Source organism: Pseudomonas sp. I2, from assembly GCF_040984075.1.
GTDB lineage: Bacteria > Pseudomonadota > Gammaproteobacteria > Pseudomonadales > Pseudomonadaceae > Aquipseudomonas > Aquipseudomonas guariconensis_B.
In genome coordinates, this window is sequence record NZ_JBCGFQ010000002.1 from 138,076 (window position 1) to 162,372 (window position 24,297).

At 64.2% G+C, this 24,297-nt stretch carries 23 protein-coding genes and 1 pseudogene; 7 read left to right on the forward strand and 17 right to left on the reverse strand.

The window, feature by feature from the left end; translation table 11 throughout:
- Nucleotides 1–86: 86 nt before the first annotated feature.
- Complete coding sequence (locus WCE05_RS01735) at nucleotides 87–1,178, reverse strand: diguanylate cyclase (RefSeq protein WP_368815353.1); 1,092 nt, start codon at nucleotides 1,176–1,178, stop codon at nucleotides 87–89.
- Nucleotides 1,179–1,359: 181 nt separating this feature from the next.
- On the opposite strand from WCE05_RS01735, the pseudogene WCE05_RS01740 reads away from it, so the two are divergent.
- Nucleotides 1,360–1,833 (forward strand): annotated as a pseudogene (locus tag WCE05_RS01740) (N-acetyltransferase family protein); the annotation flags it as partial.
- A gap of 40 nt (nucleotides 1,834–1,873) precedes the next feature.
- On the opposite strand, the gene phnE reads toward WCE05_RS01740, so the two are convergent.
- The 4 genes from phnE to WCE05_RS01760 are packed head-to-tail and all read right to left on the reverse strand — an operon-like array spanning nucleotide 1,874 to nucleotide 5,104.
- On the reverse strand, nucleotides 1,874–2,641 hold the full coding sequence (phnE, locus tag WCE05_RS01745; protein ID WP_225788594.1) for a phosphonate ABC transporter, permease protein PhnE: 768 nt from the start codon (nucleotides 2,639–2,641) through the stop codon (nucleotides 1,874–1,876).
- On the reverse strand, nucleotides 2,638–3,465 hold the full coding sequence (locus WCE05_RS01750) for an ABC transporter permease (protein WP_225788593.1): 828 nt from the start codon (nucleotides 3,463–3,465) through the stop codon (nucleotides 2,638–2,640). Before WCE05_RS01750 ends, phnE begins: the two co-directional genes overlap by 4 nt.
- Nucleotides 3,459–4,253, reverse strand: coding sequence for a phosphonate ABC transporter ATP-binding protein (locus tag WCE05_RS01755; protein WP_225788592.1), 795 nt, complete (start codon nucleotides 4,251–4,253; stop codon nucleotides 3,459–3,461). Before WCE05_RS01755 ends, WCE05_RS01750 begins: the two co-directional genes overlap by 7 nt.
- Nucleotides 4,250–5,104 (reverse strand): putative selenate ABC transporter substrate-binding protein, encoded by an 855-nt coding sequence (locus tag WCE05_RS01760; protein WP_253080789.1) that lies wholly within the window; start codon nucleotides 5,102–5,104, stop codon nucleotides 4,250–4,252. The genes WCE05_RS01755 and WCE05_RS01760 overlap by 4 nt, the downstream gene beginning before the upstream one ends.
- Nucleotides 5,105–5,304: 200 nt before the next feature.
- Here WCE05_RS01760 and selD point away from each other — a divergent pair, with 200 nt between their 5' ends.
- Complete coding sequence (selD, locus tag WCE05_RS01765) at nucleotides 5,305–6,339, forward strand: selenide, water dikinase SelD (protein WP_225788590.1); 1,035 nt, start codon at nucleotides 5,305–5,307, stop codon at nucleotides 6,337–6,339.
- The gene (gene mnmH / locus WCE05_RS01770; protein ID WP_225788589.1) at nucleotides 6,339–7,457 is read left to right on the forward strand and encodes a tRNA 2-selenouridine(34) synthase MnmH; all 1,119 of its coding nucleotides are present in this window, start codon (nucleotides 6,339–6,341) and stop codon (nucleotides 7,455–7,457) included. Before selD ends, mnmH begins: the two co-directional genes overlap by 1 nt.
- A gap of 190 nt (nucleotides 7,458–7,647) precedes the next feature.
- Here mnmH and WCE05_RS01775 read toward each other — a convergent pair whose 3' ends face one another.
- The 11 genes from WCE05_RS01775 to hmpA all read right to left on the reverse strand — a co-directional run bounded on the left by WCE05_RS01775 (nucleotide 7,648) and on the right by hmpA (nucleotide 18,584).
- Nucleotides 7,648–8,187: a hypothetical protein gene (locus WCE05_RS01775; RefSeq protein ID WP_253080790.1), complete on the reverse strand. Its 540-nt coding sequence runs from the start codon at nucleotides 8,185–8,187 to the stop codon at nucleotides 7,648–7,650.
- A 52-nt stretch (nucleotides 8,188–8,239) separates the two neighbouring features.
- On the reverse strand, nucleotides 8,240–8,803 hold the full coding sequence (locus WCE05_RS01780; protein WP_225788587.1) for a GNAT family N-acetyltransferase: 564 nt from the start codon (nucleotides 8,801–8,803) through the stop codon (nucleotides 8,240–8,242).
- 137 nt (nucleotides 8,804–8,940) lie between these two features.
- Nucleotides 8,941–9,327: a YkgJ family cysteine cluster protein gene (locus WCE05_RS01785; protein ID WP_368815354.1), complete on the reverse strand. Its 387-nt coding sequence runs from the start codon at nucleotides 9,325–9,327 to the stop codon at nucleotides 8,941–8,943.
- Between the two features lie 231 nt (nucleotides 9,328–9,558).
- Nucleotides 9,559–10,767, reverse strand: coding sequence for an alanine transaminase (gene alaC / locus WCE05_RS01790; RefSeq protein ID WP_225788585.1), 1,209 nt, complete (start codon nucleotides 10,765–10,767; stop codon nucleotides 9,559–9,561).
- 252 nt (nucleotides 10,768–11,019) lie between these two features.
- Nucleotides 11,020–11,907, reverse strand: coding sequence for a heme o synthase (gene cyoE / locus WCE05_RS01795; RefSeq protein WP_225788584.1), 888 nt, complete (start codon nucleotides 11,905–11,907; stop codon nucleotides 11,020–11,022).
- Nucleotides 11,908–11,918: 11 nt separating this feature from the next.
- Nucleotides 11,919–12,251 carry a cytochrome o ubiquinol oxidase subunit IV gene (gene cyoD / locus WCE05_RS01800; RefSeq protein ID WP_225788583.1) on the reverse strand — a complete coding sequence of 111 codons (333 nt, stop codon included), beginning with the start codon at nucleotides 12,249–12,251 and terminating at the stop codon, nucleotides 11,919–11,921.
- Complete coding sequence (gene cyoC / locus WCE05_RS01805; RefSeq protein WP_225788582.1) at nucleotides 12,251–12,874, reverse strand: cytochrome o ubiquinol oxidase subunit III; 624 nt, start codon at nucleotides 12,872–12,874, stop codon at nucleotides 12,251–12,253. The genes cyoD and cyoC overlap by 1 nt, the downstream gene beginning before the upstream one ends.
- 3 nt (nucleotides 12,875–12,877) lie before the next feature.
- Entirely contained in the window at nucleotides 12,878–14,899 is a 2,022-nt protein-coding gene (gene cyoB, locus WCE05_RS01810) for a cytochrome o ubiquinol oxidase subunit I (RefSeq protein WP_225788581.1), read from the reverse strand.
- 3 nt (nucleotides 14,900–14,902) lie between these two features.
- Nucleotides 14,903–15,847: a ubiquinol oxidase subunit II gene (cyoA, locus tag WCE05_RS01815; RefSeq protein WP_253080791.1), complete on the reverse strand. Its 945-nt coding sequence runs from the start codon at nucleotides 15,845–15,847 to the stop codon at nucleotides 14,903–14,905.
- A gap of 556 nt (nucleotides 15,848–16,403) precedes the next feature.
- Nucleotides 16,404–16,910: a disulfide bond formation protein B gene (locus WCE05_RS01820; protein ID WP_225788579.1), complete on the reverse strand. Its 507-nt coding sequence runs from the start codon at nucleotides 16,908–16,910 to the stop codon at nucleotides 16,404–16,406.
- A gap of 495 nt (nucleotides 16,911–17,405) precedes the next feature.
- Nucleotides 17,406–18,584 (reverse strand): NO-inducible flavohemoprotein, encoded by a 1,179-nt coding sequence (gene hmpA, locus WCE05_RS01825; RefSeq protein ID WP_225788578.1) that lies wholly within the window; start codon nucleotides 18,582–18,584, stop codon nucleotides 17,406–17,408.
- 156 nt (nucleotides 18,585–18,740) lie between these two features.
- On the opposite strand from hmpA, the gene norR reads away from it, so the two are divergent.
- The 4 genes from norR to WCE05_RS01845 all read left to right on the forward strand — a co-directional run bounded on the left by norR (nucleotide 18,741) and on the right by WCE05_RS01845 (nucleotide 22,428).
- Nucleotides 18,741–20,291 (forward strand): nitric oxide reductase transcriptional regulator NorR, encoded by a 1,551-nt coding sequence (gene norR / locus WCE05_RS01830; RefSeq protein WP_225788577.1) that lies wholly within the window; start codon nucleotides 18,741–18,743, stop codon nucleotides 20,289–20,291.
- 103 nt (nucleotides 20,292–20,394) lie between these two features.
- Nucleotides 20,395–21,294, forward strand: a complete 900-nt coding sequence (locus WCE05_RS01835) for a chemotaxis protein (RefSeq protein ID WP_225788576.1) — start codon at nucleotides 20,395–20,397, stop codon at nucleotides 21,292–21,294.
- Nucleotides 21,295–21,382: 88 nt separating this feature from the next.
- A complete protein-coding gene (locus tag WCE05_RS01840; RefSeq protein ID WP_368815355.1) occupies nucleotides 21,383–21,694 on the forward strand; it encodes a hypothetical protein in 312 nt (103 codons plus the stop codon).
- Nucleotides 21,694–22,428: a YkgJ family cysteine cluster protein gene (locus tag WCE05_RS01845; protein ID WP_368815356.1), complete on the forward strand. Its 735-nt coding sequence runs from the start codon at nucleotides 21,694–21,696 to the stop codon at nucleotides 22,426–22,428. The genes WCE05_RS01840 and WCE05_RS01845 overlap by 1 nt, the downstream gene beginning before the upstream one ends.
- A gap of 135 nt (nucleotides 22,429–22,563) precedes the next feature.
- On the opposite strand, the gene WCE05_RS01850 is transcribed toward WCE05_RS01845, so the two are convergent.
- A complete protein-coding gene (locus WCE05_RS01850) occupies nucleotides 22,564–24,147 on the reverse strand; it encodes a PAS domain-containing methyl-accepting chemotaxis protein (protein ID WP_368815357.1) in 1,584 nt (527 codons plus the stop codon).
- Nucleotides 24,148–24,297 lie beyond the last annotated feature (150 nt).

The window sequence follows — 24,297 nt, forward strand, 5'->3', positions numbered from 1 at the left end:
AGGGGCCCTTGGTTTCGACGAGCTCGGTGAACGTGTCCTTACCGGCCTTGGGAGCCAGAGGCCCCAAGGCATGGAACTGCGTCGTCTCAATGCTGCGGTTGGAAGCCCGTGCTGCTGTTCCCGGACCAGTTAACCCAACTGGTCCCCGCTACCACGGTGCGATTGCGACCTTCGCTCTTGGCCTGGTAGAGCGCCGTGTCCGCCTCATGCAGCCAGGCCTCGGCATTGGTCAGGTGCAGCCCGAACGGCGCGATGCCGATACTCAGGCTCAAGCGCAAATGCGCCAAGGCAGGGTCGCGGTATTCCTCGACGGCCTGGCGCAGACGCTCGAGGATTTCCCTGGCCTGTGCCGGTGTGGTGCCGGGGAGCATGACGCAGAACTCGTCCCCGCCATAACGGGCCACGGGGTCGCTCTTGCGCAGGTAACTGGAAAAGAAGGCACTCACGATGCGCAGGATATTGTCCCCGACCAGATGCCCATGGCCATCGTTGATCTGCTTGAAGTGGTCGATATCGATCAGAGCCAGGGTGTTGGGCAGGTGGTTGGCGCGGCAGTGCTCGAATTCACGCAGCAACAGGTCTTTCCAGGCACCGTGGTTGATCAGCCCGGTCAGGCTGTCGGTCTGGCTCAGGCGTGCCAGGGCACGCTTGTGCTCGCCAAGCAGTACGGTGACCCGGTAGCAGATCATGCCGATGGCCATGGGGTAGACCAGCAGGATCGGCAGGCAGGCGAGCATCTGCACCTGGCTGGTCTCGGGGAACAGCGGCGGCGCGTACAGCCACAGGCCCAGGCCGATGCCCAGCAACTGGGCCAGGAGGGTCTTGAACAGCATGTGCCAGCCGCCAGCGGCGATCTTGTCCATGGCGATCATCGACAGGATGATCACGCTCGGCAGCGGATTCAGGCCCATGACCCCAGCCCAGCAGCCGCCGGCGAAGCCGTCGAACACCAGGTTGCGCTGCTCGCAGCGAAAAGGTTGCGACGACAGCCGGGCGATCTGGAAAGCCAGGTGCGGCCAGACGAAGCCATGGGCCACCAGCAACGCCCATGTCCACCAGGCCGGCTGCAGCGGCCAGATACCGATCATCACACAGAAGAAGCCCAGCCCCGTGCCGATGGCACGCGGCACGTACATGCGCTTGGCAAAAGAGAGGCCCTTACCCGTTCGCTCGCTCATAGAGGATCACCGATTCGACTGCTGTCCTGGAGGGCACCGGACAGGCGACAGGGCGGGGAAAGGCCCTGGGGTACGGCGACTGCGGCATTGTGCCATCAGCCAGAAGCCGACTTCAAATAACCTGGACGAATTGCATGGGCATGGATAATGTCATCTCGGAATCCACTACTTCCAGCCTGCCATGCGCCTGAACCACCGCCCTGCCCAGCCCGCCGACATCGCTGCCATCTGCCGCTTTCCCCAGGGCCCGGACGAGCTGTTCTACATGTTCCCCAAGGCCAGCTACCCCCTGACCCCGGCCCAACTGAGCGAAGCCATCGCCCAGCGCAGCGGCTCGACGGTGGTCGAGGCCGATGACGAGGTGCTGGGCTTCGCCAACTTCTACAAGGCCGAGCACGGTGGCGTGTGCGCCTTGGGTAATGTGGTGGTGGCGCCGAAGGCGCGTGGCCGTGGCGTAGCGCGCTACCTGGTGCAATGCATGATCGACAAGGCACGGGAACAGTTCGCGGCGCGGGAGGTGTGGGTGTCGTGCTTCAACCACAACACCGCCGGGTTGCTGCTTTATCCACAGCTGGGCTTCGTGCCGTTTGGCATCGAGGAACGGCAGGCGCCGGAGGGTGGCAGGGTGGCGTTGGTGCAGATGAGGCAAGTGCTCTGCGACCCCGATAAACCTCTTGCTACACCCTCCCCCCACCTCAAGCACGCACATAGCGCTGACGCAGCAGGTCGCTGAACGCATCCACCAGCAACACCAGCACCAGCATGGCGATGATCACCGTACTGGCCTGCGCCTCCTGGAACAGGCTCAAGGTGGTATAGAGCATCTGCCCCAACCCACCCGCGCCCACGAAGCCGAGCACGCTGGCCATGCGGATGTTGTTCTCCCAGCGGTACAGGCTGTAGGCGAGCAACTGCGGCCAGAGGTTGGGCAAGGTACCGAAACAGAACGCCACGGCCTGGCTACCGCCCTGCAGGCGGATGGCTGCAGCAGGCTCAGCGGGTGCATTTTCCAGCGCTTCGGCGAACAGTCGGCCAAGCACACCGGTGGTGTGCAATGCCAGCGCCAGGGTGCCAGCATTCGGCCCAAGGCCCGCGGCCAGGACGGTCAGGGCCGCCCAGACCAGCTCGGGAATGGCACGCAGGGCGTTGAGCAGCAGGCGCGCCAGCGATTGCAAGGGCCAACCGAATCGCCCTGCGGCAGGCAGCGCCAGCAGCAACCCCAGGGCCATCGCCAGCAAGGTGCCCAGGCCGGACATGGCCAGAGTCTCCAAGGCCCCCCAACCCACTGCCCGCAAATGGTCGGTGGACAGGTCCGGGCTGAGGAAGCGCGTGGCATATTCGCCCATCTGCGCCAACCCACCGTGGCCGATCACCGAGGCGAGGTCCAGCTCCAGGTAGCCGAACGAGGCCACCACCGCTGCCAGGATGCAGACGATCACCGACAGGTTGAGCAAACGGCTCACGCCAACCTCCCACGCAGGATGCGGCTGAGCAGGTCGGCGAGCATCACCAGCACCAGGAACGCCAGCAGCATGCTCGCCACTTCGGCCCCGGCGAACATACGCATGGACAGGTCGATCTGCTGCCCCAGTCCGCCCGCACCGACGAACCCCATCACCACCGAGGCCCGCACCGCGCACTCCCAACGGTAGACGGTGTACGACACCACCTCCGCGGCCGCATTGGGCAGGATACCGTAGAAGAAGGCCGCCAGCCGGCCGCTGCCAGCCTGCAACAGGGCATGGACCGGGCGCTGGTCGACCGACTCGAAGATCTCCGCATAGACCTTGCCGAGCATGCCGCTGTAGGTGATGGCGATGGCCAGCACGCCAGCGGTCGGCCCCAGCCCCACGGCACGCACGAACAACAGCGCCCAGACGATCTCCGGCACGCTGCGCAGGAACACCAGAAGGCCCCGCACCGGCAGGCGCAGGATGCGCGACCAGGGCCCGGCACGCCCGCCCCGGGATGCCGCGCCCAGCGACAGCGCACGGCTGGCCAGCAGACTCGTCGGCACCGCCAGCAGCAGCGCCAGGGCCATGCCGGCGGTCGCCACGGCCAGGGTCTGCAAGGTGGCCTCGAACAGCAATGCGAGAAAGTCGCGGTCATGGGCAGGCGGCCAGAAGGCCGCGACGAAGCTGCCCATCTGCTGCCGGTTCTCCTCCTGCAGCAGCACGCCGGGGTTCAATTCGCTCAATTGCACCCCTGGCCACAACACGGCCAGGGCCAGCAAGGTCAGCAACAGACGGGGCAAGGCCGCCGGGTCGCGGGCATCGGCCTTCAGCATCGCGGGATCTGCACCGTCAAGGTCGGCCCCGGCACAGGCGGTGAGCTGAGTTGCTCGTTGGCGTAGAGCGCATCCAGCAGGCTCTCGGTAACGGCCTCGGCCGGGCAGTCGAAAACCACCTGGCCATCGCGGATGCCGACCACCCGGGGGAAATGCGCCAGCGCCAGTTCCACCGCATGCAGGCTGGCCACCAGGGTCACGCCGTGCTCACGGGCATGGCGGTTGAGCAGCGCCAGGCTGTGCTCGGCCAGCACCGGGTCCATGGCCGAGACCGGTTCGTCGGCCAACAGCACGTCGGGGCGCTGATACAGCGCCCGGGCGATGCCCACCCGTTGCAACTGGCCACCGGACAACTGGCCGCACTGGACGAACAGCTTGTCGGCCAGGCCCAGCTCGGCAAGCGCCTGGCGAGCACCCGGCACATCGCTGGGATAGATCAGGTTGAGCAAGCCGCGCAACGTTCCCCACTGCCCCAGGCGCCCGGCCAGCACGGCGGTGACCACCCGCTGGCGCGGCGGTAGCGGCGGTGCCTGGTGCACCAGGCCAACCCGCGCGCGCAAGCGCTGGCGGGCCCTGGACGACAGTGCCCAGGGCTGCTCGTCGAGCAGCTCCAAGCGCCCCGCGCTGGGCCGTACGGCGGTGGCGATCAGGTGCAGCAGGCTGGACTTGCCGGCCCCGGACGGGCCGATGATCGCCACCCGCTCGCCCTTGTCGATGCGCAGGTCCACCGCTTCGAGGGCGCGGACCTGGCCATGGCGCAGGCCTGCGCCGTGCAGATGGATAGTCACTTGAGCAGGCCGGCCTCGCGTGCGGCTTGCTCGGTGCCCACGTAGTTCTCAGGCTTGGTCTCGATGAAGCGGCTGGCGGCCTGCAGGTCGAGGATCGCCTTGTGCTCCGGGTTGGCCGGGTCGAGGGCGAGGAAGGCCTGCTTGATCTTCTCTTTCAGGGCCGGGTCCATCTTGCCGCGCACGGTCCAGTTGTAGTCGTAGTAGGTCGGCGTGGTGGCGAACACCTTCACCTTGCTGGTATCGACCTTGCCCGAGGCGACCAGCTTGTCCCACACGCTGGCGTTGAGCACGCCGGCGTCGACCTTGCCGGCCTGGACCCAGGCAGCAGTGGCGTCATGGGCGCCGGAGTAGGCGATGCGGCTGAAATAGCCCTCGGGCTTGATGTTGTCGTTCTTGAACATGAAGTAACGTGGCATCAGGCTGCCGGAGGTCGACGAGATCGAACCGAAGGCGAAGGTCTTGCCCTTGAGATCGGCCAGGCTGTGCACGTCCGGGTTGGCGGTGATGAACTTGCTGGTGAACTGGGCATCCTGCTCACGCTGCACCAACGGCGTCGCGGCCGGGTCCTTCAGGTGCACCTGGACGAAGGTGAAGCCGCCCAGCCAGGCCAGGTCCAGCTTGTCGCTCGCCAGCGACTCGACCACCGCGGGGTAGTCCGCCACCGGCACGAACTTCACGTCCATGCCCAGTTGCTTCTCCAGGTACTCGCCCAACGGCTTGAACTTGCGCAGCAGTTCGGTCGGCGCCTCGTCGGGGATGGCGCTCACCCGCAAGGTTTCAGCAGCCTGGGCGATGACGGCACAGCAGGACAGCGCGAGGCCGGCGGCAAGCGCCAGGGGACGTTTGAGCATGGGGGTTCTCCGGTTCAATAGCGGGGAAGATCAGCGGCGAGCTGCCAAAGAAACTACGAGCTGCAAGAAAGAGCAAATCGGTGCACTGGCTGCTTTCGCTGGCTGCTTGAAGCTTGCCGCTGGATGGAGGGGATTATAAGAGGCGCTGGCGCAAAGGCCAGCTTTGCTACAATCGCGCATCACGAAAATCAGAGGTGCGTATGAGCGAGCCGATTCGCCTGACCCAGTACAGCCACGGCGCCGGCTGTGGCTGCAAGATCTCTCCGAAGGTGCTGGATGTGATCCTCGCCGAGAGCGGTGCCCAAGCCCTGGACCCGAAGCTCTGGGTGGGCAACGCTTCGCGCGACGACGCCGCAGTGTATGCGCTGGACGACGAGCGCGGCGTGGTCTCGACCACCGACTTCTTCATGCCCATCGTCGACGACCCGTACGATTTCGGCCGTATCGCCGCCACCAACGCCATCAGCGACATCTACGCCATGGGCGGCGACCCGCTGATGGCCATCGCCATCCTCGGCTGGCCGGTCAACCTGCTGCCGCCGGAAGTGGCCCGCGAAGTGATCCGCGGCGGCCGCGCCGTGTGCGCCGCAGCGGGTATCCCCTTGGCTGGCGGCCACTCCATCGATGCGCCCGAACCGATCTTCGGCCTGGCCGTCACCGGCGTGGTCGGCAAACGCGACCTCAAGCGCAACGATACCGCCACCCAGGGCTGCCGCCTGTACCTGACCAAGCCGCTGGGCATCGGCATCCTCACCACGGCCGAGAAGAAGTCCAAGCTGCGTGAGCAGGACCAAGGGCTGGCCCGCGACTGGATGTGCACCCTCAATACCCCTGGCAGCCGCTTCGGCAAGCTCGATGGGGTCAAGGCCATGACCGACGTGACCGGTTTTGGCTTGCTCGGGCATCTGGTCGAAGTGGCCGATGGCAGCGGCCTGACCGCGCGGCTGCAGTTCGATGCCGTGCCGCGCCTGCCCAGCGTCGCGCACTACCTGGCCGAGGGCTGCATCCCCGGCGGCACCCTGCGCAACTTCGACAGCTACGGCCACCGGATCGGCGCCCTGAACGACGACCAGAAACACCTGCTGTGCGACCCGCAGACCAGCGGTGGCCTGCTGGTGGCCGTGAGCCCCGAAGGCGAAGCCGAGTTCCTCGCCGTGGCCGCCGAACTGGGCCTGTCGCTGTCGCCGATCGGCGAGCTGGTCAAGCGACAGAGCCACGCGGTCGAGGTGTTCTGATGCGCCACGACTGCACCGATTACCGCCAGTTGTTCCTCGACGATGTGCCGATGATGGACATGCGTGCACCGGTCGAATTCGCCAAAGGCGCCTTCCCCGGCGCCGTCAACCTGCCGCTGATGAACGACCAGGAACGGCAGAAGGTCGGCACCTGCTACAAGCAGCACGGCCAGGCCGCCGCCATCGCCCTGGGCCACCAGTTGGTCAACGGCGCCACCAAGCAGCAGCGCCTGGAAGCCTGGGCCGCGTTCGCCCAGGCCCATCCGCACGGCTACCTGTACTGCTTGCGCGGCGGCCTGCGCTCGCAGATCGTCCAGGGCTGGCTGAAGGATGAAGCCGGTATCCAGTACCCCAAGGTCAAGGGCGGCTACAAGGCCATGCGGACCTTCCTGCTGGAGACCACCCAGCAGGCGGTCGAGCAGTGCGATTTCGTGCTGGTGGGCGGCCTCACCGGCACCGGCAAGACCGACGTGCTGCACCAGCTGGACAACGTGCTCGACCTGGAAGGCCACGCCAACCACCGTGGTTCCAGTTTCGGCAAGCGCGCCACCGCACAACCGGCGCAGATCGATTTCGAAAACCGCCTGGCCATCGACGTGCTGAAGAAGCGCGCCAAGGGCATGCAACAGTTCGTGCTCGAAGACGAAGGGCGTATCGTCGGTAGCTGCTCGGTGCCGCTGGAGCTGTACCAGGGCATGCAACAGTACCCGCTGGTGTGGCTGGAAGACAGCTTCGCTAATCGCGTGGAGCGCATCCTGCGCGATTACGTGATCAACCTCTGCGCCGAGTTCGTCGCCCTGCATGGCGAAGAGAACGGTCGCCGGCTGTTCGCCGAGCGGATGCTGCAGAGCATGGCCAATATCCACAAGCGCCTGGGCGGCGAGCGCTTCCAGCGCCTGTCGGCCCTGTTGGGGCAAGCGCTGGACGAGCAACTGCGCAGCGGCGATGTGAGCCTGCACCGGGGTTGGATCGAAGGGTTGCTCAACGAGTACTACGACCCGATGTATGCCTACCAGCGCGAAGCCAAGGCCAGCCGTATCGAGTTCGCCGGGGATGGCGTGGAAGTGCGGGAATACCTCAAGGCCAGGGCTCGGCGCGAACCTCGCGTAGCCCCCTAGGGCTGCTTTGCAGCCCATTCGCAGCGCCTCGGCGCCCCGACAAGGCCGCTTCGATCACCAATGATGCGATCTGCAGGCTCCTGGAGCGGCCTTGTGTCGCGAAAGGGCTGCGAAGCGGCCCCAGCCTTCGCCAAGCCAACGGGCTTGCCGGAGCGCCTCGAACGCCCCCTTGCTGACACCACACGCCCCCTCAAAACGACTGCGGCTGCTCCGGCGGCATCAGCACCTTGTCCACATCGAACTGCAGCGAAGGCATCTGGGTCCCGGCATACAGCGTCACGCCAAGCGCGGCGATCAGCGCCACATCGAGCCAGTGCCAGTCAGGCATGTCATTGGCACTGCGCGCCTTCCAGCACCACCAGGCCTGGCCCACGCAAAACAGCAGGATGGCCAGCAACCACAGGTAGAAACCGGCACCGAAGCCAGTGACGTCCTGGAAGGCATAGCTCTGGTTGTCTGGCAGGCGCTCGATGCCGAAGCTGCTCGCGGCCAGGTACAGGGCCCCCAGCCCGAGTAGCAGCGCCAGCCGACGAAAGCGCCGGTGCGCCAGGATCGCCACCGCCAGCAAAGGGTTGGCGAACCACTGGTACAAGCCGAAGGGCACGCCCCATGGGCCATACAGCAGCATCTGCAACGCTGGCATGTGCCGCCCGGCCCCCGTCAGGACGCCATCGAAACACAAGGCGAGCAGGTACAGCAGGAGGCTGAAGGTCAGGTAGTAGGCAGGCAACCGCGTGCTCCATCGGTGCTGGGCAGGCCCCTGACCATACAGCACCCAGGCCTCATGCGACAGGCGGCTCCAGCAGCAAGCCGTAGATGCCCGAGTCGGTGAACTCGCCTGCCACGCACCAGCGCGCCCGCAGGGTGCCCTCGAGGACGAAGCCCTGGCGCTCCAGGGTACGTGCCGAGCCGGTGTTGCGCGGGTCGATCTCCGCTTCCAGGCGGCGCATGTGCAGGGTATGGGCCAGGTAGTCGATGAAGCAGGTCAGCGCCTCGTCCATGTAGCCACGGCCTTGCACGGCGCTGGCCAGGCAGTAGCCGATCTCGCCGCGGCGAGACGCTTCGTCGATGTTGAACAACTGGACCATGCCGATCAGCTCGCCGTTGTCGCGGCGGTACATGCCCAGCTTGAGCATCTGGCCGCTGGCATAGGCCTCGCGATCGGCAGCCAGGGCGCTCTCGGCCTCGGCCAGGTCGTGCCAGGGCGCGTGGTGCCAGTAACGCATGACCTCCGGATCGGCCATGATCGCCAACCATCGAGGAGCGTCGCCATGACGCATGGGGCGCAGCTGCAGCCGTGGGCTATCGAGGCACAGGTCGCTGGGGAAACTGCGGGGTGGGGTCACGCCGGGACTCCTGTCCATTGCGAAGAAGATGACAGTCTAGCGTCAGCGGAGAGACAAGGCAGCAGTGGCGTCGGCCAGTTAAGTGCTTCAGCTGCCATTGGGGACTGCTGTGCAGCCCCAATGCCACAGCAGACCGTTCAGGCCACCGCCGCCCCGTCATCGTCCGGCCAATGCGGCTCGTTGGCTTCCGGCGGGGTCAGTGGCGCCAGCCCGTAGTGAGCCCTGGCGGCATCGCAACTGGGGTTGTGCACGCCATGGGTCCAGGACGCCTCGAACTCGCGGCAAGGGGTCGAACGGTTGGCGTAGAGCGTACAGGCGACCTGCTTGCCGATCTCCCCATCCAGGCCGATGCAACGGCAGGGCTTGGCATCGGTGCCGATCATGGCGACCCGGGTCGGGTTGATCTGCACCACCAGATCATCGGGCACCAGTCCGCCCGCGGACTGGCATTCGCCCCAGAAGAAGGACACACGGAAGTACCCGCAGCAAGCGCCGCAGTCAAGGCAAGGGTTGTATTCGGACATGATGACACGGAGGGAAGGTTGTTGTTATCGGGGCGCTGCCCGCGCGCCATTTTTAATCCAAGGATGGGGGGTTGAGAAGAGGGGGATTGCAAAAAATCTCGCCATTTATCAGCTTCAAGCGGCAAGCTGCAAGACGAATCGCGTCGGCCTCCTACCCCGCATGAACTGAAAAGCCGCAAGAGGCCGCCTTTACACGGGCCTGCTTGCGGCTTGAAGCTACGAGCTTGTCGCTTACTTGCGAGCCAAGCCGTCGGCCCGGAACATCTGGCGAATCCCACGGATCGCCTGGCGAATGCGGTCCTGGTTCTCGATCAGGGCAAAACGCACATGATCGTCGCCATAGTCACCGAAACCGATACCCGGCGAGACGCAGACCTTGGCCTCGGCCAGCAGCTTCTTGGAGAACTCCAGCGAGCCCATGTGCGCGTAGGCTTGCGGGATCTTCGCCCAGACGTACATCGACGCCTTGGGGTTCTCGACCATCCAGCCCAGCTCGTGCAGGCCCTTGACCAGCAGGTTGCGGCGCTGGCGGTACTGCTCGGCGATATCGCGCACGCACTGCTGGTCGCCTTCCAGCGCAGCGATGGCTGCTACCTGCAAGGGGGTGAAGGTGCCATAGTCGTGGTAGCTCTTGATCCGCGCCAGGGCGCTGACCAGCTCCGGGTTGCCGACCATGAAACCGATGCGCCAGCCGGCCATGTTGTAGCTCTTGGACAGGGTGAAGAATTCCACCGCGATGTCCTTGGCGCCCGGCACCTGCATGATCGAGGGGGCCTTCCAGCCGTCATAGACGATGTCGGCGTAGGCCAGGTCATGGACCACCAGCACGTCGTACTGCTTGGCCAGGGCCACCACACGCTCGAAGAAGTCGAGCTCGACGCACTGCGCGGTGGGGTTGGACGGGAAGCCCAGGATCATCATCTTCGGCTTGGGGATCGACTCGCGGATCGCCCGCTCCAGCTCATTGAAGAAGTCCACGCCCGGCACCAACGGCACCGAACGCACCTGGGCACCGGCGATCACCGCGCCGTAGATATGGATCGGGTAGCTGGGGTTGGGCACCAGCACCGTGTCGCCGTGATCGAGGGTGCCCAGCATCAGGTGGGCCAGGCCCTCCTTCGAGCCGATGGTGACGATGGCTTCGCTTTCCGGGTCGATCTGCACCTGGTAGCGCTCCTGGTACCAGCGCGAGATGGCCCGGCGCAGGCGTGGGATGCCGCGGGACGTGGAATAGCCGTGGGTGTCGTCACGCTGGGCGACCTGCACCAGCTTCTCGACGATATGAGGCGGCGTGGCACCGTCGGGGTTGCCCATGCTCAGGTCGATGATGTCCTCGCCACGGCGGCGGGCAGCCATCTTGAGCTCGGCGGTGATATTGAAGACGTAGGGGGGGAGACGATCGATGCGCGCGAAACGGCGCGGCGAACCTTGGTCGGCCATGCTTTCCTCGAAGACGTAAGCGCCCGGAACCGTCCGAGCGACGCTGGCCACTGCGGTGGCCGATTCGGAAGATAATCCCGAAAGAGAATTTCTGTAAAGGGATTTTTCTTGTCTGCCTAGAGTTTTTCAGACGAATTTATTGAATCCATTAGATCTGCGGTGTTCGAACTTGCCCGCGAAAGGGGCCGGCACAAGCAGCACAAAATGAAAAACCCCGGCACAAGGCCGGGGTTTTCACGTAGCAGGCGACTGTCAGCGCGCGTAGGTCATCAGCACATCGGCTGCCGTCTGGCTGTCCACCGACATCATCACGCTCAGGGCAGTGACGGTGAGGATGGAGAAGCCAAACACCTTGCGCGCCCATTTGCTGTCGTCCTCGGCCTTGTAGCCACCCCAGGCCATGTACAGCCAGTACAGGCCCATGGCGGCCGCCACGGCCAGGTAGCCGAGGCCGGCATAACCGCCAAGGGTCAGCATCAGGGTAGCGAGCACGAAAGCCAGCACGTACAGCACGATCTGCTTCTTCGCCGCGAGGATACCGCGCGCCACCGGCAGGACCGGAATGTTGGCAGCGCTGTAGTCCTTGAAGCGGAAGATGGCGATCGCGAAGCTGTGCGGCATCTGCCACAGGCTGAACATCACCAGCAGGGTCACCGCGGCCAGGTCGAAGCTGTTGCTCACGGCGCAGTAGCCGATCACCGGAGGCATGGCACCGGACAGGCTGCCAACCAGGGTGCCGTGCACCGATTTACGCTTGAGCCACAGGCTGTAGAAGCCCACGTAGACGATGAAGCCGACCAGCGCGCAGAACGCCGCCAGGGGGTTGGCCTGGACATACAGCAGGCTGAAGCCCGCCACCCCGAGCAGGGTGGCGTAGGCCAGCGCAATGGTCAGCGGCATGCCGCCCTGGACCATGACACGGTTCTTGGTACGTTCCATCTTCTGGTCGATGTCGCGGTCGATGCAGTTGTTGAACACGCAACCGGACGCGACGACCAGGGAAGTACCGACGACCACCGCCAGGAACAGGGCGAAGTCCACATGGCCCTTCGCGGCAAGGAAGAAACCGCCTGCCACGGAAAGCACGTTACCGAAAATGATCCCCGGTTTGGTGATTTGGATAAAGTGCTTAACGGACATGCAGTCTTACCTCACTTGGCCATCATTTCGATGTGGATGCTGAACATGATCCACAGCGACAGGCCGACCAGCAGAGCGATTACCAAGGTGGTGAACAGGAACGTCGACACATTGGAACGTTGCTCTTTCGAGCGGTCCATGTGCAGGAAGTACACCAGGTGCACCACCACCTGAATGACGGCCAGGGCCACCACGATCAGGACGGTCAGGTTCTTCGGCAGGCTCGGGTACATCACCAGGCCGAACGGGATCGCAGTCAGGATGATCGACAGCACGAAGCCGATCATGTAGGACTTCACGCTGCCGTGGTTACCTTCGTGATGAGTGTCGTGTGCATTGGCCATTACAGAACCCCCAGCAGGTAGACGACGGTGAAGACGCAGATCCAGACCACGTCCAGGAAGTGCCAGAACAGGCTCAGGCAGCTCATGCGGGTCTTGGCGGTCGGGGTGATGCCCTTGGTCTGGATCTGATACATCAGCACAGCCATCCAGATCAGGCCCGAGGTCACGTGCAGACCGTGGGTACCGACCAGGGCGAAGAAGCCCGACAGGAAGCCACTGCGGTTCGGACCGTAGCCTTCGGAGATCAGGTGATGGAACTCATAGACTTCCATCGCGATGAAGCCGGCACCGAACAGGAAGGTGATGGCCAACCAGCCCAGCACGCCGCCCTTGTTGCCCTTGAACATCTGCAGCATGGCGAAGCCGAAGGTGATCGACGACAGCAGCAGCAGTGCGGTTTCAACAGCTACGAAATCGAGCTGGAAGATGTCATGACCCGACGGGCCGCCGGCAAAACTGCCGGACAGCACCGCGTAGGTGGCGAAGAGCGACGCAAACAGGATGCAGTCGGTCATCAGGTACAGCCAGAAACCGAGGACGGTCATCTGGCCCGAGTCGTGGTGGTGATCGTCGTGCCCATGGTCGTGACCATGAGCAGCGCCGTGGATTACTTGACTGGACATTGATTACACCCGCTCAAACGATTCGACACGTGCGCCGCCGGCAGGCAGTGCACCGGCCTGGGCCAGCGCCTTCATGCGCTCGCCTTCGATACGCGCCACTTCTTCGGCCGGAACCATGTAGCCCTGGTCGTCACGCGCAGCGTGGCGAACGAAGACAGCGATGGTCGCAACCAGGCTCGCGCCAACCAGCCACCAGATGTGCCAGATGAAGGCGAAGCCGAACACGGTCAGGAACAGACCCATGAACAGACCGGTGGAGGTGTTGCTCGGCATGTGGATCGGCTCGTACTTGCCCGGCACCTTGTAGGCGACACCGGCTTCCTTGGCTTCGTGCCAGGCGTCCAGGCCAACCTTCTCAGGCATGTGGGCGAAGTTGTAGAACGGAGGTGGCGACGAAGTCGACCATTCCAGGGTACGGCCACCCCATGGGTCGCCGGTCACGTCCAGGTTCTGGTTGCGGTCGCGGACCGACACGTACAGCTGGATCAGCTGGCAGGCGATACCGAACAGGATCAGCACGGCGCCGACGACGGCAACGTACAGGTACGGTTCCCAAGCCGGGTTGTCCGAGTGGTTCAGACGACGGGTCATGCCCATGAAGCCCAGGGCGTACAGCGGCATGAACGCTACGTAGAAGCCGGAGATCCAGAACCAGAAGGCAGCCTTGCCCCACTTCTCGTTCAGGGTGAAGCCGAAGGCTTTCGGGAACCAGTAGGCGAAACCGGCGATGTAGCCGAATACCGCACCACCGATGATCACGTTGTGGAAGTGGGCGATCACGAACAGGCTGTTGTGCAGGACGAAGTCAGCACCTGGAACAGCCAGCAGGACGCCGGTCATGCCACCGATGGAGAAGGTGACCATGAAGCCCAGGGTCCACATGATCGGCGCGGTGAAGCGCAGACGGCCCTGGTAGATGGTGAACAGCCAGTTGAACAGCTTCACACCGGTCGGAATGGAGATCAGCATCGTCGCCAGGCCGAAGAAGGTGTTGACGCTGGCGCCGGCACCCATGGTGAAGAAGTGGTGCAGCCATACGGCGAAGCCCAGGACGGCGATCGCGCCCGATGCGTAGATCATCGAGTGGTGGCCGAACAGACGCTTGCCAGCGAAGGTCGAGGTGACTTCCGAGAACACACCGAAGGCCGGCAGGATCAGGATGTAGACCTCAGGGTGACCCCACGCCCAGAACAGGTTGACGTACATCATCGGGTTCCCACCAAGCTCGTTGGTGAAGATGTGGAAGTCCAGATAACGGTCAACGGTCAGCAGGGCCAGGGCAGCGGTCAGGATCGGGAAGGAAGCGACGATCAGGACGTTCGCCCAGGTGCAGGTCCAGGTGAAGATCGGCATGTCCATCAGTTTCATGCCAGGCGCGCGCATCTTCATCACGGTGACGAGGAAGTTCACGCCGGTAAGCGTCGTACCCAATCCGGAGAGCTGTAGCGCCCAGATGTAGTAGTCCACGCCCACGCCAGGGCTGTACTGGATACCCGCAAGCGGCGGATAGGCCACCCAGCCGGTCTTGGCGAATTCACCAACGCCCAGCGAGATGTTGACCAGCAGCACGCCTGCCAGCAGCAGGTAGAAGCTCAGGGAGTTCAGGAACGGGAAGGCGACGTCACGCGCACCGATCTGCAGGGGCACGGCCAGGTTCATCAGGCCAGTGAAGAACGGCATCGCCATGAAGATGATCATGATCACACCGTGGGCGGTGAAGATCTGGTCATAGTGTTCAGGCGGCAGGTAGCCTTCGGCGCCGCCAGTGGCCGCGGCCAGCTGGGTACGCATCATGATGGCGTCGGCAAAGCCACGCAGCAGCATGACCATCGCGACGATGATGTACATCACCCCGATCTTCTTGTGGTCGACCGTGGTCAGCCACTCGGTCCACAAGTAGGTCCACTTGCGGTAATAGGTGATAGCACCGATCAAAGCGATACCACCGAGCGCGATCATGGCAAGCGTCACCATGACTATCGGCTCGTGATAGGGTATCGCCTCCAGACTTAGTTTACCGAACATCTCTTACTCCTCTGCCCCGGCAGCTGGTTGCATACTCGACTCCACACCATTGGTAGTGGCCAGATCCTTGCTGCCTGCTTCTTCGTGGCTCGGGCGACCGCGGTTCATACCCTCGTACTTGTCGACGATGATCTGGAACTGGTCAGCCGATGCCTCGCTGTACAGCGTGACTGGGTTGTTTTCGCTAGGTTTGGCCAAGGCTTCGTATTCAGCCTTATCCAGCTTCTTCGGCGATTGCTTGACTTCGTCGATCCAGGCCTGGAAATCAGCCTCGGAAGTCGCAATGGCCTTGAACTTCATGCCGGTGAAGCCGGCGCCGCTGTAGTTTGCGGAAATACCGTCGAACTCGCCGTTCTCGTTGGCGATCAGGTGCAGCTTGGTGGTCATGCCGGCCATGGCGTAGATCTGGCCGCCCAGGCCTGGGATGAAGAAGGAGTTCATCACGGCGTCGGACGTGACGCGGAAGTTGACCGGGGTGTTGGCCGGGAAGACGATCTTGTTGACCGTGGCGATGCCCTGCTCCGGATAGATGAACAGCCATTTCCAGTCCAGTGCGACCACGTCGATCTGCACCGGCTTCACGTCGGAGTCCAGCGGGCGATAGGGGTCGAGGGAGTGGGTGGTCTTGTAGGTGACGATACCCAGGGCGATGATGATCAGGATCGGGATGATCCACACTGCGGCTTCGATCTTGGTCGAGTGCGACCAGTCGGGAGTGTAGGTGGCGGACTTGTTGGAAGCACGGTACTTCCAGGCGAAGACCAGGGTCATGACGATGACGGGCACGACGACCAGCATCATCAGGCCGAAGGCGATCAGGATCAGGTTCTTCTGCTCAATGCCCACCTGGCCCTTCGGATCGAGAAGGGTCCAGTTGCACCCACTGAGTAAAAGCATGCCTAAAAAGGGCAAAATGCCAAACAGTCTGGGGTAACGCTTTTTACTCATCTCACGACCTCTAGATCAGCTTGCTTCAATGCAATTTGTGTTTTGGTCGCCAACACTTCGTCCTGCCAAGCGTCAGCATTTCGGGCTCGAATTCGCTCATGCCTGTGGTCCGACTGCAGGACCTGGCGTCGAGCGTGTTTACGGTGCTTATGGTTTCGTAGGCTAACGGCCTGTACTTCAGACCAAGTCCATTTGGTGCGGGAAAACGCGGAGGGAGGTCCGCCCGGTATCGCCGTTGGGCGAAACTTGTCGAAGTCAGCAAAAGGAGCCTCGGCTTCCTTCAATCCTGCGACTCGCAAGCAGTGCCGAACGGAAATTGGGGGCGATTGTAGATAGGTCGCCCCCCCTTGACTATGACTTATTGAGCAACAGTCTTTTACAGGATACGTAACAATACGGATCAAAAAATCAACTTCGCGACAGTTTGTCGCACCCGGGTTGATAGCCCTGAAACCCGCATCGCGCAAGGCTTCTTTATTGATCTGGATCAACCGGGAGGCGAGTTTCGGTTGTTGTCTCGCCCTGCAAAAGACCCGCCTCGAAGCGGGACTTTTGTCTAAGCCCGACGCCGGTTCCGGTAGATGCCCAGCGGCACCAGGATGGCAGTGAGGATGAAGGCCAGCAGAGCCCATTGGGCCAGGGACAGCCCCAGGATCGGCGGGTAGGGCGTGGTGCAGAAACCATCGACCTGGAACGCCAGCGGCCAGACCCGCGCCAGGGGCAGGTCGTCGACGATCGGCTGCAGGGTATCGATGCCGCAACTGACTGCCGGGTTGGCGAGTATATACACATGGTTGCCGGCCGCAACGATTCCGCCGATCGCACTGAGCACCACCAGGCCTTCGAAGAAGGTCAGGCTGCGCCGTCCAGGCATGGCGGCGGCGATGAAGGCGAACACGGCGATCAGCAGCAGCGCATAGCGTTGCAGGATACACAACGGGCAAGGCGCCTCGCCGAGGACCACTTGCATGTAGAGCGCGCCACCGATCAGGGAGAGGCAGATCACCCCCAGCAGCACCAGGAAGCGCCGTTCGCGATTCAGGCGCAATGTTTGTTCGTTCATGACCGGTTCCTTCGATGGATAGTGGCAGCGCCTGCACGCCTGCCAGGGCTGCAGTCTACACGTGCGTCGAGGAAACGGCGTGATAGCACTGCGCGGGGCTATCCGGAGACGACTTCAGACCAGGCGCAACGACGTCGGTTCAACGTCGACCGCCAAAATGCGGCAACCCGGATGCCGGACAGGCGCAAGCCCCTCGACACCCGGGAGTGAAGGATACAGTGATTAAAGGAGGATTAAAGATGAAAATTGGCGCAGCCCGATTCATCTCTCCTTATATAGATAGAAAGGGTAGGCCCAATCGCTGGCAAGCCAGCCCTCGTACGGCAATGTCACGTACGCTTCGTCTCGATTACCCACGTCCGGGAGCACAGTGCACGAGAGCTGGCTTGCCAGCGATTGGGATGACACGACGAGCCAGTCGGTCAAGACGTTAGTTGGGCCGCAAAGAAGCCCCACTGCCACTAGACCGACTGGCGTTGCCCCGCTACCGCCTCATCACTCCAGCGCCGCCGCCGGCCCGAAGAACTCGTAGCGGCTCTGCTGTTCCGGCACGCCCAGGCCCTTGAGCTGGCGCTTGACCGCCGCCATGAAGCCTTTCGGGCCGAGGAAGTAGGCATCCACGTCGCGCTCGCGCGGCAGCCACTCGCCCAGCAGGTCCTGGCTCAGCAGCCCCACCGCGTCGACGTCGCCCTTGCCATCGTCCTCGGCGTAGCAGTAGAAGCGCTTGAGCTGCGGGTGGCGCGCGGCCAGGCCATCGATCCAGTCACGGAAGGCATGCACCGCGCCGTTGCGCGCGCAATGGATGAAATGCACCGGACGCTGGGTCTGCAGCGCCGCCTGGAGCATCGCCAGGGTCGGGGTGATGCCCACGCCACCGCTGATCAGCACCAGCGGCTTGTCGCTGGCGGCCAGGGTGAAGTCACCCGATGGCGGGAACAGCTGCAGGGTCTGGCCGACCATGAGTTGGTCATGCAGGTAGTTGGACACCTTGCCGCCAGCCTCGCGCTTGACGCTGATGCGGTATTGCTCGCCATCGCACAGGGCCGAGAGGGAATAGTTGCGGCGCTGCTCGACGCCATCGATGAACAACTGCAGGCCGATGTACTGGCCCGGTTCGGCCTTGAGTACCGGCTTGCCATCCACCGGGGCGAAGTAGAACGAAACGATCTCGCTGCTCTCCTGCTCGCGGCGCACCAGGCGGAATTCGCGGGTACCGCGCCAGCCACCCTCGGCCTCTTCCTTCTGTTTATAGAGATTCTCCTCGGCGCCGATGAGGATATCGGCCAGCTGGCCATAGGCCGCGGCCCAGGCGTCGATGACCTGCGGGGTGGCGATGTCCTTGCCCAGCACTTCCTCGATGGCGCGCAGCAGGCAGCTGCCGACGATCGGGTAGTGCTCGGGGAGAATCTGCAGGGCGACGTGCTTGTTGATGATCTGCCCCACCAAGCCGCCGAGCTGCTCCAACTGGTCGATGTGGCGGGCATACATGAGCACGCCGTTGGCCAGGGCACGCGGCTGGTCGCCGCTGGCCTGGTGGGCCTGGTTGAACAGCGGACGCACCTCGGGGTACTCGCTGAGCATCATCTTGTAGAAGTGGGTGGTCAGCGCCTCGCCACCGCTTTCGAGCAGCGGGACGGTGGCCTTGATGATTGCACGTTGTTCGGCAGTGAGCATTTGCAACGACTCCTGAGCCTGTGGCTTCAATTTGACTGCCCTGGCTATATCAGCAATCGTGCCAACTCTGCGGGCCAATGAATTCGGGGCTTTGACAGGTAGAGAGTCAAAACGACCGCATTCCCTGTATAGTCATATCGACCAACAGGAGTCCTTATGACCGCAAAGCCTCTGCTCACCACCCTGCTGCCCCTGGTCAGCGACCTGTCCCGCGACCTGCCCGACCAGGAGCGCTACCGCCGCTTGCTGCAGGCCATGCGCGGGCTACTGCCGTGCGACGCCGCCGCGCTGCTGCGCCTGGATGGCGAATGGCTGGTGCCGCTGGCGGTCGATGGGTTGTCGGCCGACACCCTCGGCCGACGCTTCCGGGTCAGCGAGCACCCGCGCTTCCAGATCCTGCTCAGCCGCACCGAGCCGACCCGTTTCGCCAGCGACAGCGACCTGCCCGATCCCTATGACGGCCTGGTCAATGCCCCTCACGCCGACCTCGAAGTGCATGACTGCATGGGCTGCCCGCTGATGGTCGATGAACGTCCCTGGGGCCTGGTCACCCTCGATGCCCTCACCCCCGGGCAATTCCAGAGCCTCGAGCTGGATGCCCTGCAGGCCTTCGCCAGCCTGGCCGCGGCCACCGTCACGGTGGCCGAGCGCATCGAGGACCTGGCCCTGCGCGCCGAGGACGAGCACCAGCGTGCCGAGGTCTACCGCCAGGCCAGCAGCCAGGCCAAGGAGTTGATTGGCCAAAGCAAGGCGCACAAGCGCCTGCTGGAGGAAATCCGCCTGGTCGGTGGCAGCGACCTGACCGTGCTGATCACCGGAGAGACCGGGGTCGGCAAGGAGCTGGTGGCCCAGGCCCTGCACCAGGCCAGCGCCCGTGCCGACAAGCCGCTGATCAGCCTCAACTGTGCCGCCCTGCCCGATACCTTGGTCGAGAGCGAGTTGTTCGGCCATGTTCGCGGCGCCTTCACCGGCGCCCATGGCGAGCGCCGTGGCAAGTTCGAGCTGGCCAACGGCGGTACCCTGTTCCTCGACGAGGTGGGCGAACTGCCCCTGACCGTGCAGGCCAAGCTGTTGCGCGTGCTGCAGAGCGGCCAGTTGCAGCGCCTGGGTTCGGACCGCGAACACCGAGTGGACGTACGCCTGATCGCCGCGACCAACCGCGACCTGGCCGAGGAAGTGCGCAACGGCCGCTACCGCGCTGACTTCTACCATCGCCTGAGCGTGTATCCCTTGCATGTCCCGCCGCTGCGCGAGCGCGGCCGCGATGTGCTGCTGATCGCCGGCTATTTCCTCGAACAGAACCGTTCGCGCCTGGGCCTGAACAGCCTGCGCCTGAGCAGCGAGGCCCAGGCCGCACTGCTGGCCTACGACTGGCCAGGCAACGTGCGCGAACTGGAGCACCTGATCGGCCGCTCGGCGCTCAAGGCCCTCGGTCAGCACTCAGAGCGCCCGCGTATCCTCACGCTGGAGGCCGGCGACCTGGACCTGCGCAGTGTCCTGCCCGCCAGCAGCGAACCTGCCCCCGCGCCCATGCCGATAGGCAGCCTGCCCGAGGGCGGCCTGCGCGAGGCGGTGGATGACTACCAGCGCCGGTTGATCGAAGCGTGCCTGGAGCGCCACCAGGACAATTGGGCCTCCGCCGCCCGCGAGCTGGGGCTGGACCGCGCCAACCTCAGCCGATTGGCCAAGCGCCTGGGGTTGCGCTGAAGCCATTCGGGGCCGCACAGCGGCCCCGGCGAGCTAAAGCCTGGTGCCGGCATGCCGATAACCCGGCATCCACCTCTATTCCTGACAAACCCGAAGGTTGCCCATGGCCACGCAAAATGCCCGCGCGGACTCGTTGTCCCTGCTGCTGTTCACCCTGCGCAGCGGCAAGCTGATGGCAATCAACCTGCTCAAGGTCAGCGAGATCATCCCCTGCCCGCCGCTGACCAAGCTGCCCGAGTCGCACCCCCACGTGAAGGGCGTGGCCACCCTGCGTGGCAACTCGCTGTCGGTGATCGACCTGTCTCGCGCCATCGGCGAACGCCCCCTGGCCGACCCCGACGGCGGCTGCCTGATCGTCACCGAGATCAGCCGCTCGCGCCAGGGCCTGCATGTCCAGGCCGTGAGCCGCATCGTCCATTGCCTGAGCACCGACATCAAGCCGCCGCCCTATGGCTCGGGCAACCGCTCGTTCATCACCGGCGTGACCCGGGTCGACAACACCCTGGTGCAGGTGCTGGACATCGAAAAGGTCATCCACGCCATCGCGCCACCCGAAGCCGAGCCACACCCCGGCGAACTGAGCGAGGAGGACGCCAGCCTGCTGGCGGCAGCCAACATCCTGGTGGTCGACGACAGCCAAGTGGCCCTACAGCAGTCGGTGCATACCCTGCGCAACCTCGGCATCGAGTGCCATACCGCACGCAGCGCCAAGGACGCCATCAACGTTCTGCTGGAACTGCAAGGCACCGAGCGGGAGATCAATATCGTCGTCTCCGACATCGAGATGTCCGAGATGGACGGCTACGCCTTCACCCGCACCCTGCGCGAGACACCGGATTTCCAGCACCTGTACGTCCTGCTGCACACCTCGCTGGACAGCACCATGAGCGCCGAAAAGGCCAGGTTGGCCGGGGCCAACGCCATCCTCACCAAGTTCTCCTCGCCGGAGCTGACCGATTGCCTGGTGCTGGCGGCAAGGGCGGTGGTGTTCGCCGAACACTGATATATCCAGCGACAAACTCCCTGGCTTGATGCAGGGGAGGACTCGGGCATAATTCGCGCTTCTCGGTTGTTCTTTGCCGGTACCGTGTATGAAATTTCCCAGTCACCTCCTGCTTGCCTGCACCCTGTTCAGCACCGCCGCCCTGGCCTCCAGCAGCCAGGCCTGGAACGAGCAGCGCCAGCAGATGCTCAAGAGCTGCCTGGCCGCCAGCCAGTTCAAGGATGCCCACGCCCGTGGCAAGCCCGTCGAGTTCGACGACCAGGTCGGCTACAGCGCCCTGCTGATCGAAGGCGTCTACCCACAGAAGCACATGCAACAACGCACGGGCACCGAGCTGTGCCTGTACGACCGCCAGCGCAAGCAGGCCGTCGTCAGCGAGTGGAATCCGGGCGCCTACTAGTGGACCAGCACATCCGTTTCGCCTGTACCGGCTGTGGCAAGTGCTGCACCGGCCACCATGTACCGCTGACCCTGGCCGAGTCCCGCCAATGGGCGGCAGCCGGTGGCCAGGTGGTGGTGCTGATCGAGGCTTTCGTTACCGACGGCCCCGGCATGCCCAGCGAGCAGCGCGAACACGTGCTGCGCCGCTCCTACCCGGTCGCCTGCGGCACTACCGAGATGCGCGTCTCGGTGACCTTCGCAGCCTTCAACCCAGGGCGCTGCCGCAACCTGGACGCCAACGACCTGTGCACCATCTACGAGACGCGCCCATTGGTGTGCCGCATCTACCCGGCGGAGATCAACCCGCACCTGCCCTTGCGCCCGGAAAACAAGGACTGCCCGCCCGAGGCGTGGGAACAAGGCCCCGCGCTGATCCATGGCAACCTGCCGGTCGACCCACAACTGATGGCGTTGATCGAAGCCTCGCGCCAGGCCGACCGTGACGACATCGCCGCCAAGGTTGTCATCTGCCAGGCCCTGGGCATGACCACCAGCGCACTCAAGGGCAATGGGTTCACGGCCTGGCTGCCGGACATGGGGGCGTTTGCCTCGGCGCTGGAACAGGAGCCAAGCGACCAGGGCGCCACCTGGGCCTTGCATGTGCAGGACCCGGCCCTGGTCGAACAACTGCACGGCCGTGGTCTGCGCACCATTGGCGAAGCGCCGCTGTACTACGCCTTCATCGGGTTTTGAGGCGGGCTCGCCTACTCAGTAGTCGGTGCTGGTCTTTTCGCGGGCAAGCCCGCTCCAACATGGCCCCAAGCGGCGCTTGTCATCCTGGGGCTGCTTTGCAGACCCAGATGCAGAGCATGGCCCACAACGAAACACTCACTGACAACGCCGCCAGAACTCATCCGCCAGACGCCGCAGGTCCTGGGCCAGGTCAGCCACGTCGCTGGCGCTGCTGTGGCTGCGCTGGCCAACGTCGACGGTCGCCTCGCTGGCCTGGCGGATGATGACGATGTTGCGGTTGATGCTCTCGCTGACCCGGCTCTGCTGCTCCACCGCCGCCGCGATCTGCAGGCTCATCTCGTTGATCTGGTTGACCCGTGCACTGATGCTGTCCAGCGCACCACTGGCCAGTTGCGCCTGCTCGACACTGTGCCCGGCATGGGCGCTGCTCTGCTGCATCACCTGCACCGCGGCACGGGCGCCCTCCTGCAAGGTGGCGATCATGCGCTGGATCTGGTGGGTCGACTGCGCCGTGCGCTGGGCCAGGCCGCGCACCTCGTCGGCGACCACGGCGAAGCCTCGCCCCTGGTCGCCAGCCCGGGCCGCCTCGATCGCAGCATTGAGCGCCAGCAGATTGGTCTGCTCGGCAATGCCACGGATCACATCGAGTACCCCCGAAATTTCGCTGCTGTGGTTTTCCAGTTGCCGCACCACCTCGCTGGCCTCCACCAGCGAGCCGGCCAGGTCCTGTATGGCGCAGCGGTTGCGGTCGACCAACTGGTGACCGGACTGGGTCTCGCCCTCGGCCTGGTCGGCGGCCATGGAGGCCAACTGCGCGCTGCTAGCCACCTGGGCCACGCTGGCGCTCATCTGGTGGATCGCGGTGGCCACCTGGTCGGCTTCGTCCTGTTGTTCCAGGCTGTTGGCATGGCTGGCCTGCAAAGCATCCACCAAGGCACCGGAATGCCCGGCCAGGCGCACCGAGGTATCGCCGATGCGCCCCACCACCGCGCCCAGCTGGGCCTTGAGCATGCGCATGGCGAACTCGATCTGGCCAACGCCGTCGCGCCGCCCGGTATACAACTGCTGGCTCAGCGGATTGTCGGCGATCGCCAGGGCCTGCCTGCGCAGGCGTTCGAACGGGCGCAGCAACATCAGGATCAACGCGCTGCTAAGGCCCGCAGCCAGCACGACCTCCAACAGCGTCGGCAACCAGGGTGCCCCCTGCCACCACTGCCCCGCCCCAAGCACCAGCGCCACGATCGCCGCCACCCCGAACGACAGGCGCATGCCCAGGCCCAACACCGGCAAGCGCTCGCACCAGTGCCTGCGCCCCTCGCGCAAGCGCGCGTAGCAGCGCTCGGCCGCGGCCACCTGCTCGACGCTGGGCCGGGTGCGCACCGACTGGTACTCGATGGTCTTGCCGCCACTGCTGATCGGCGAGACGAAGGCGCTGACCCAATAATGATCGCCGTTCTTGCAGCGATTCTTCACCAGCCCCATCCACGAGCGCCCTCCTTTGAGTGCCTGCCACATCTGTTCGAACGCCTGGCTCGGCATGTCTGGGTGCCGCACGATATGGTGCGCATTGCCCAGCAATTCGTCGCGGGTGAAACCGCTGATACGCACGAAATCGTCGTTGGCATAGGTGATCAGGCTGTCCAGGTCGGTGGTGGACAGGATGTTGGCATCGCCGGGGTAATCCACTTGGCGACCGGTAACAGGCATATTGCACTTCATCGGAGGCACTCGTTCTTGTTGGGAAAATCGGCAGGGCATACGACTTTAGGCACAAATCCCGATGAAACATTGATCCACGGCAGCATCTTGGCAATTGGCCATCAATGAGCCGAAACTGACAGCCCTGTCAGCCTGGCGTCACGCTGCCGA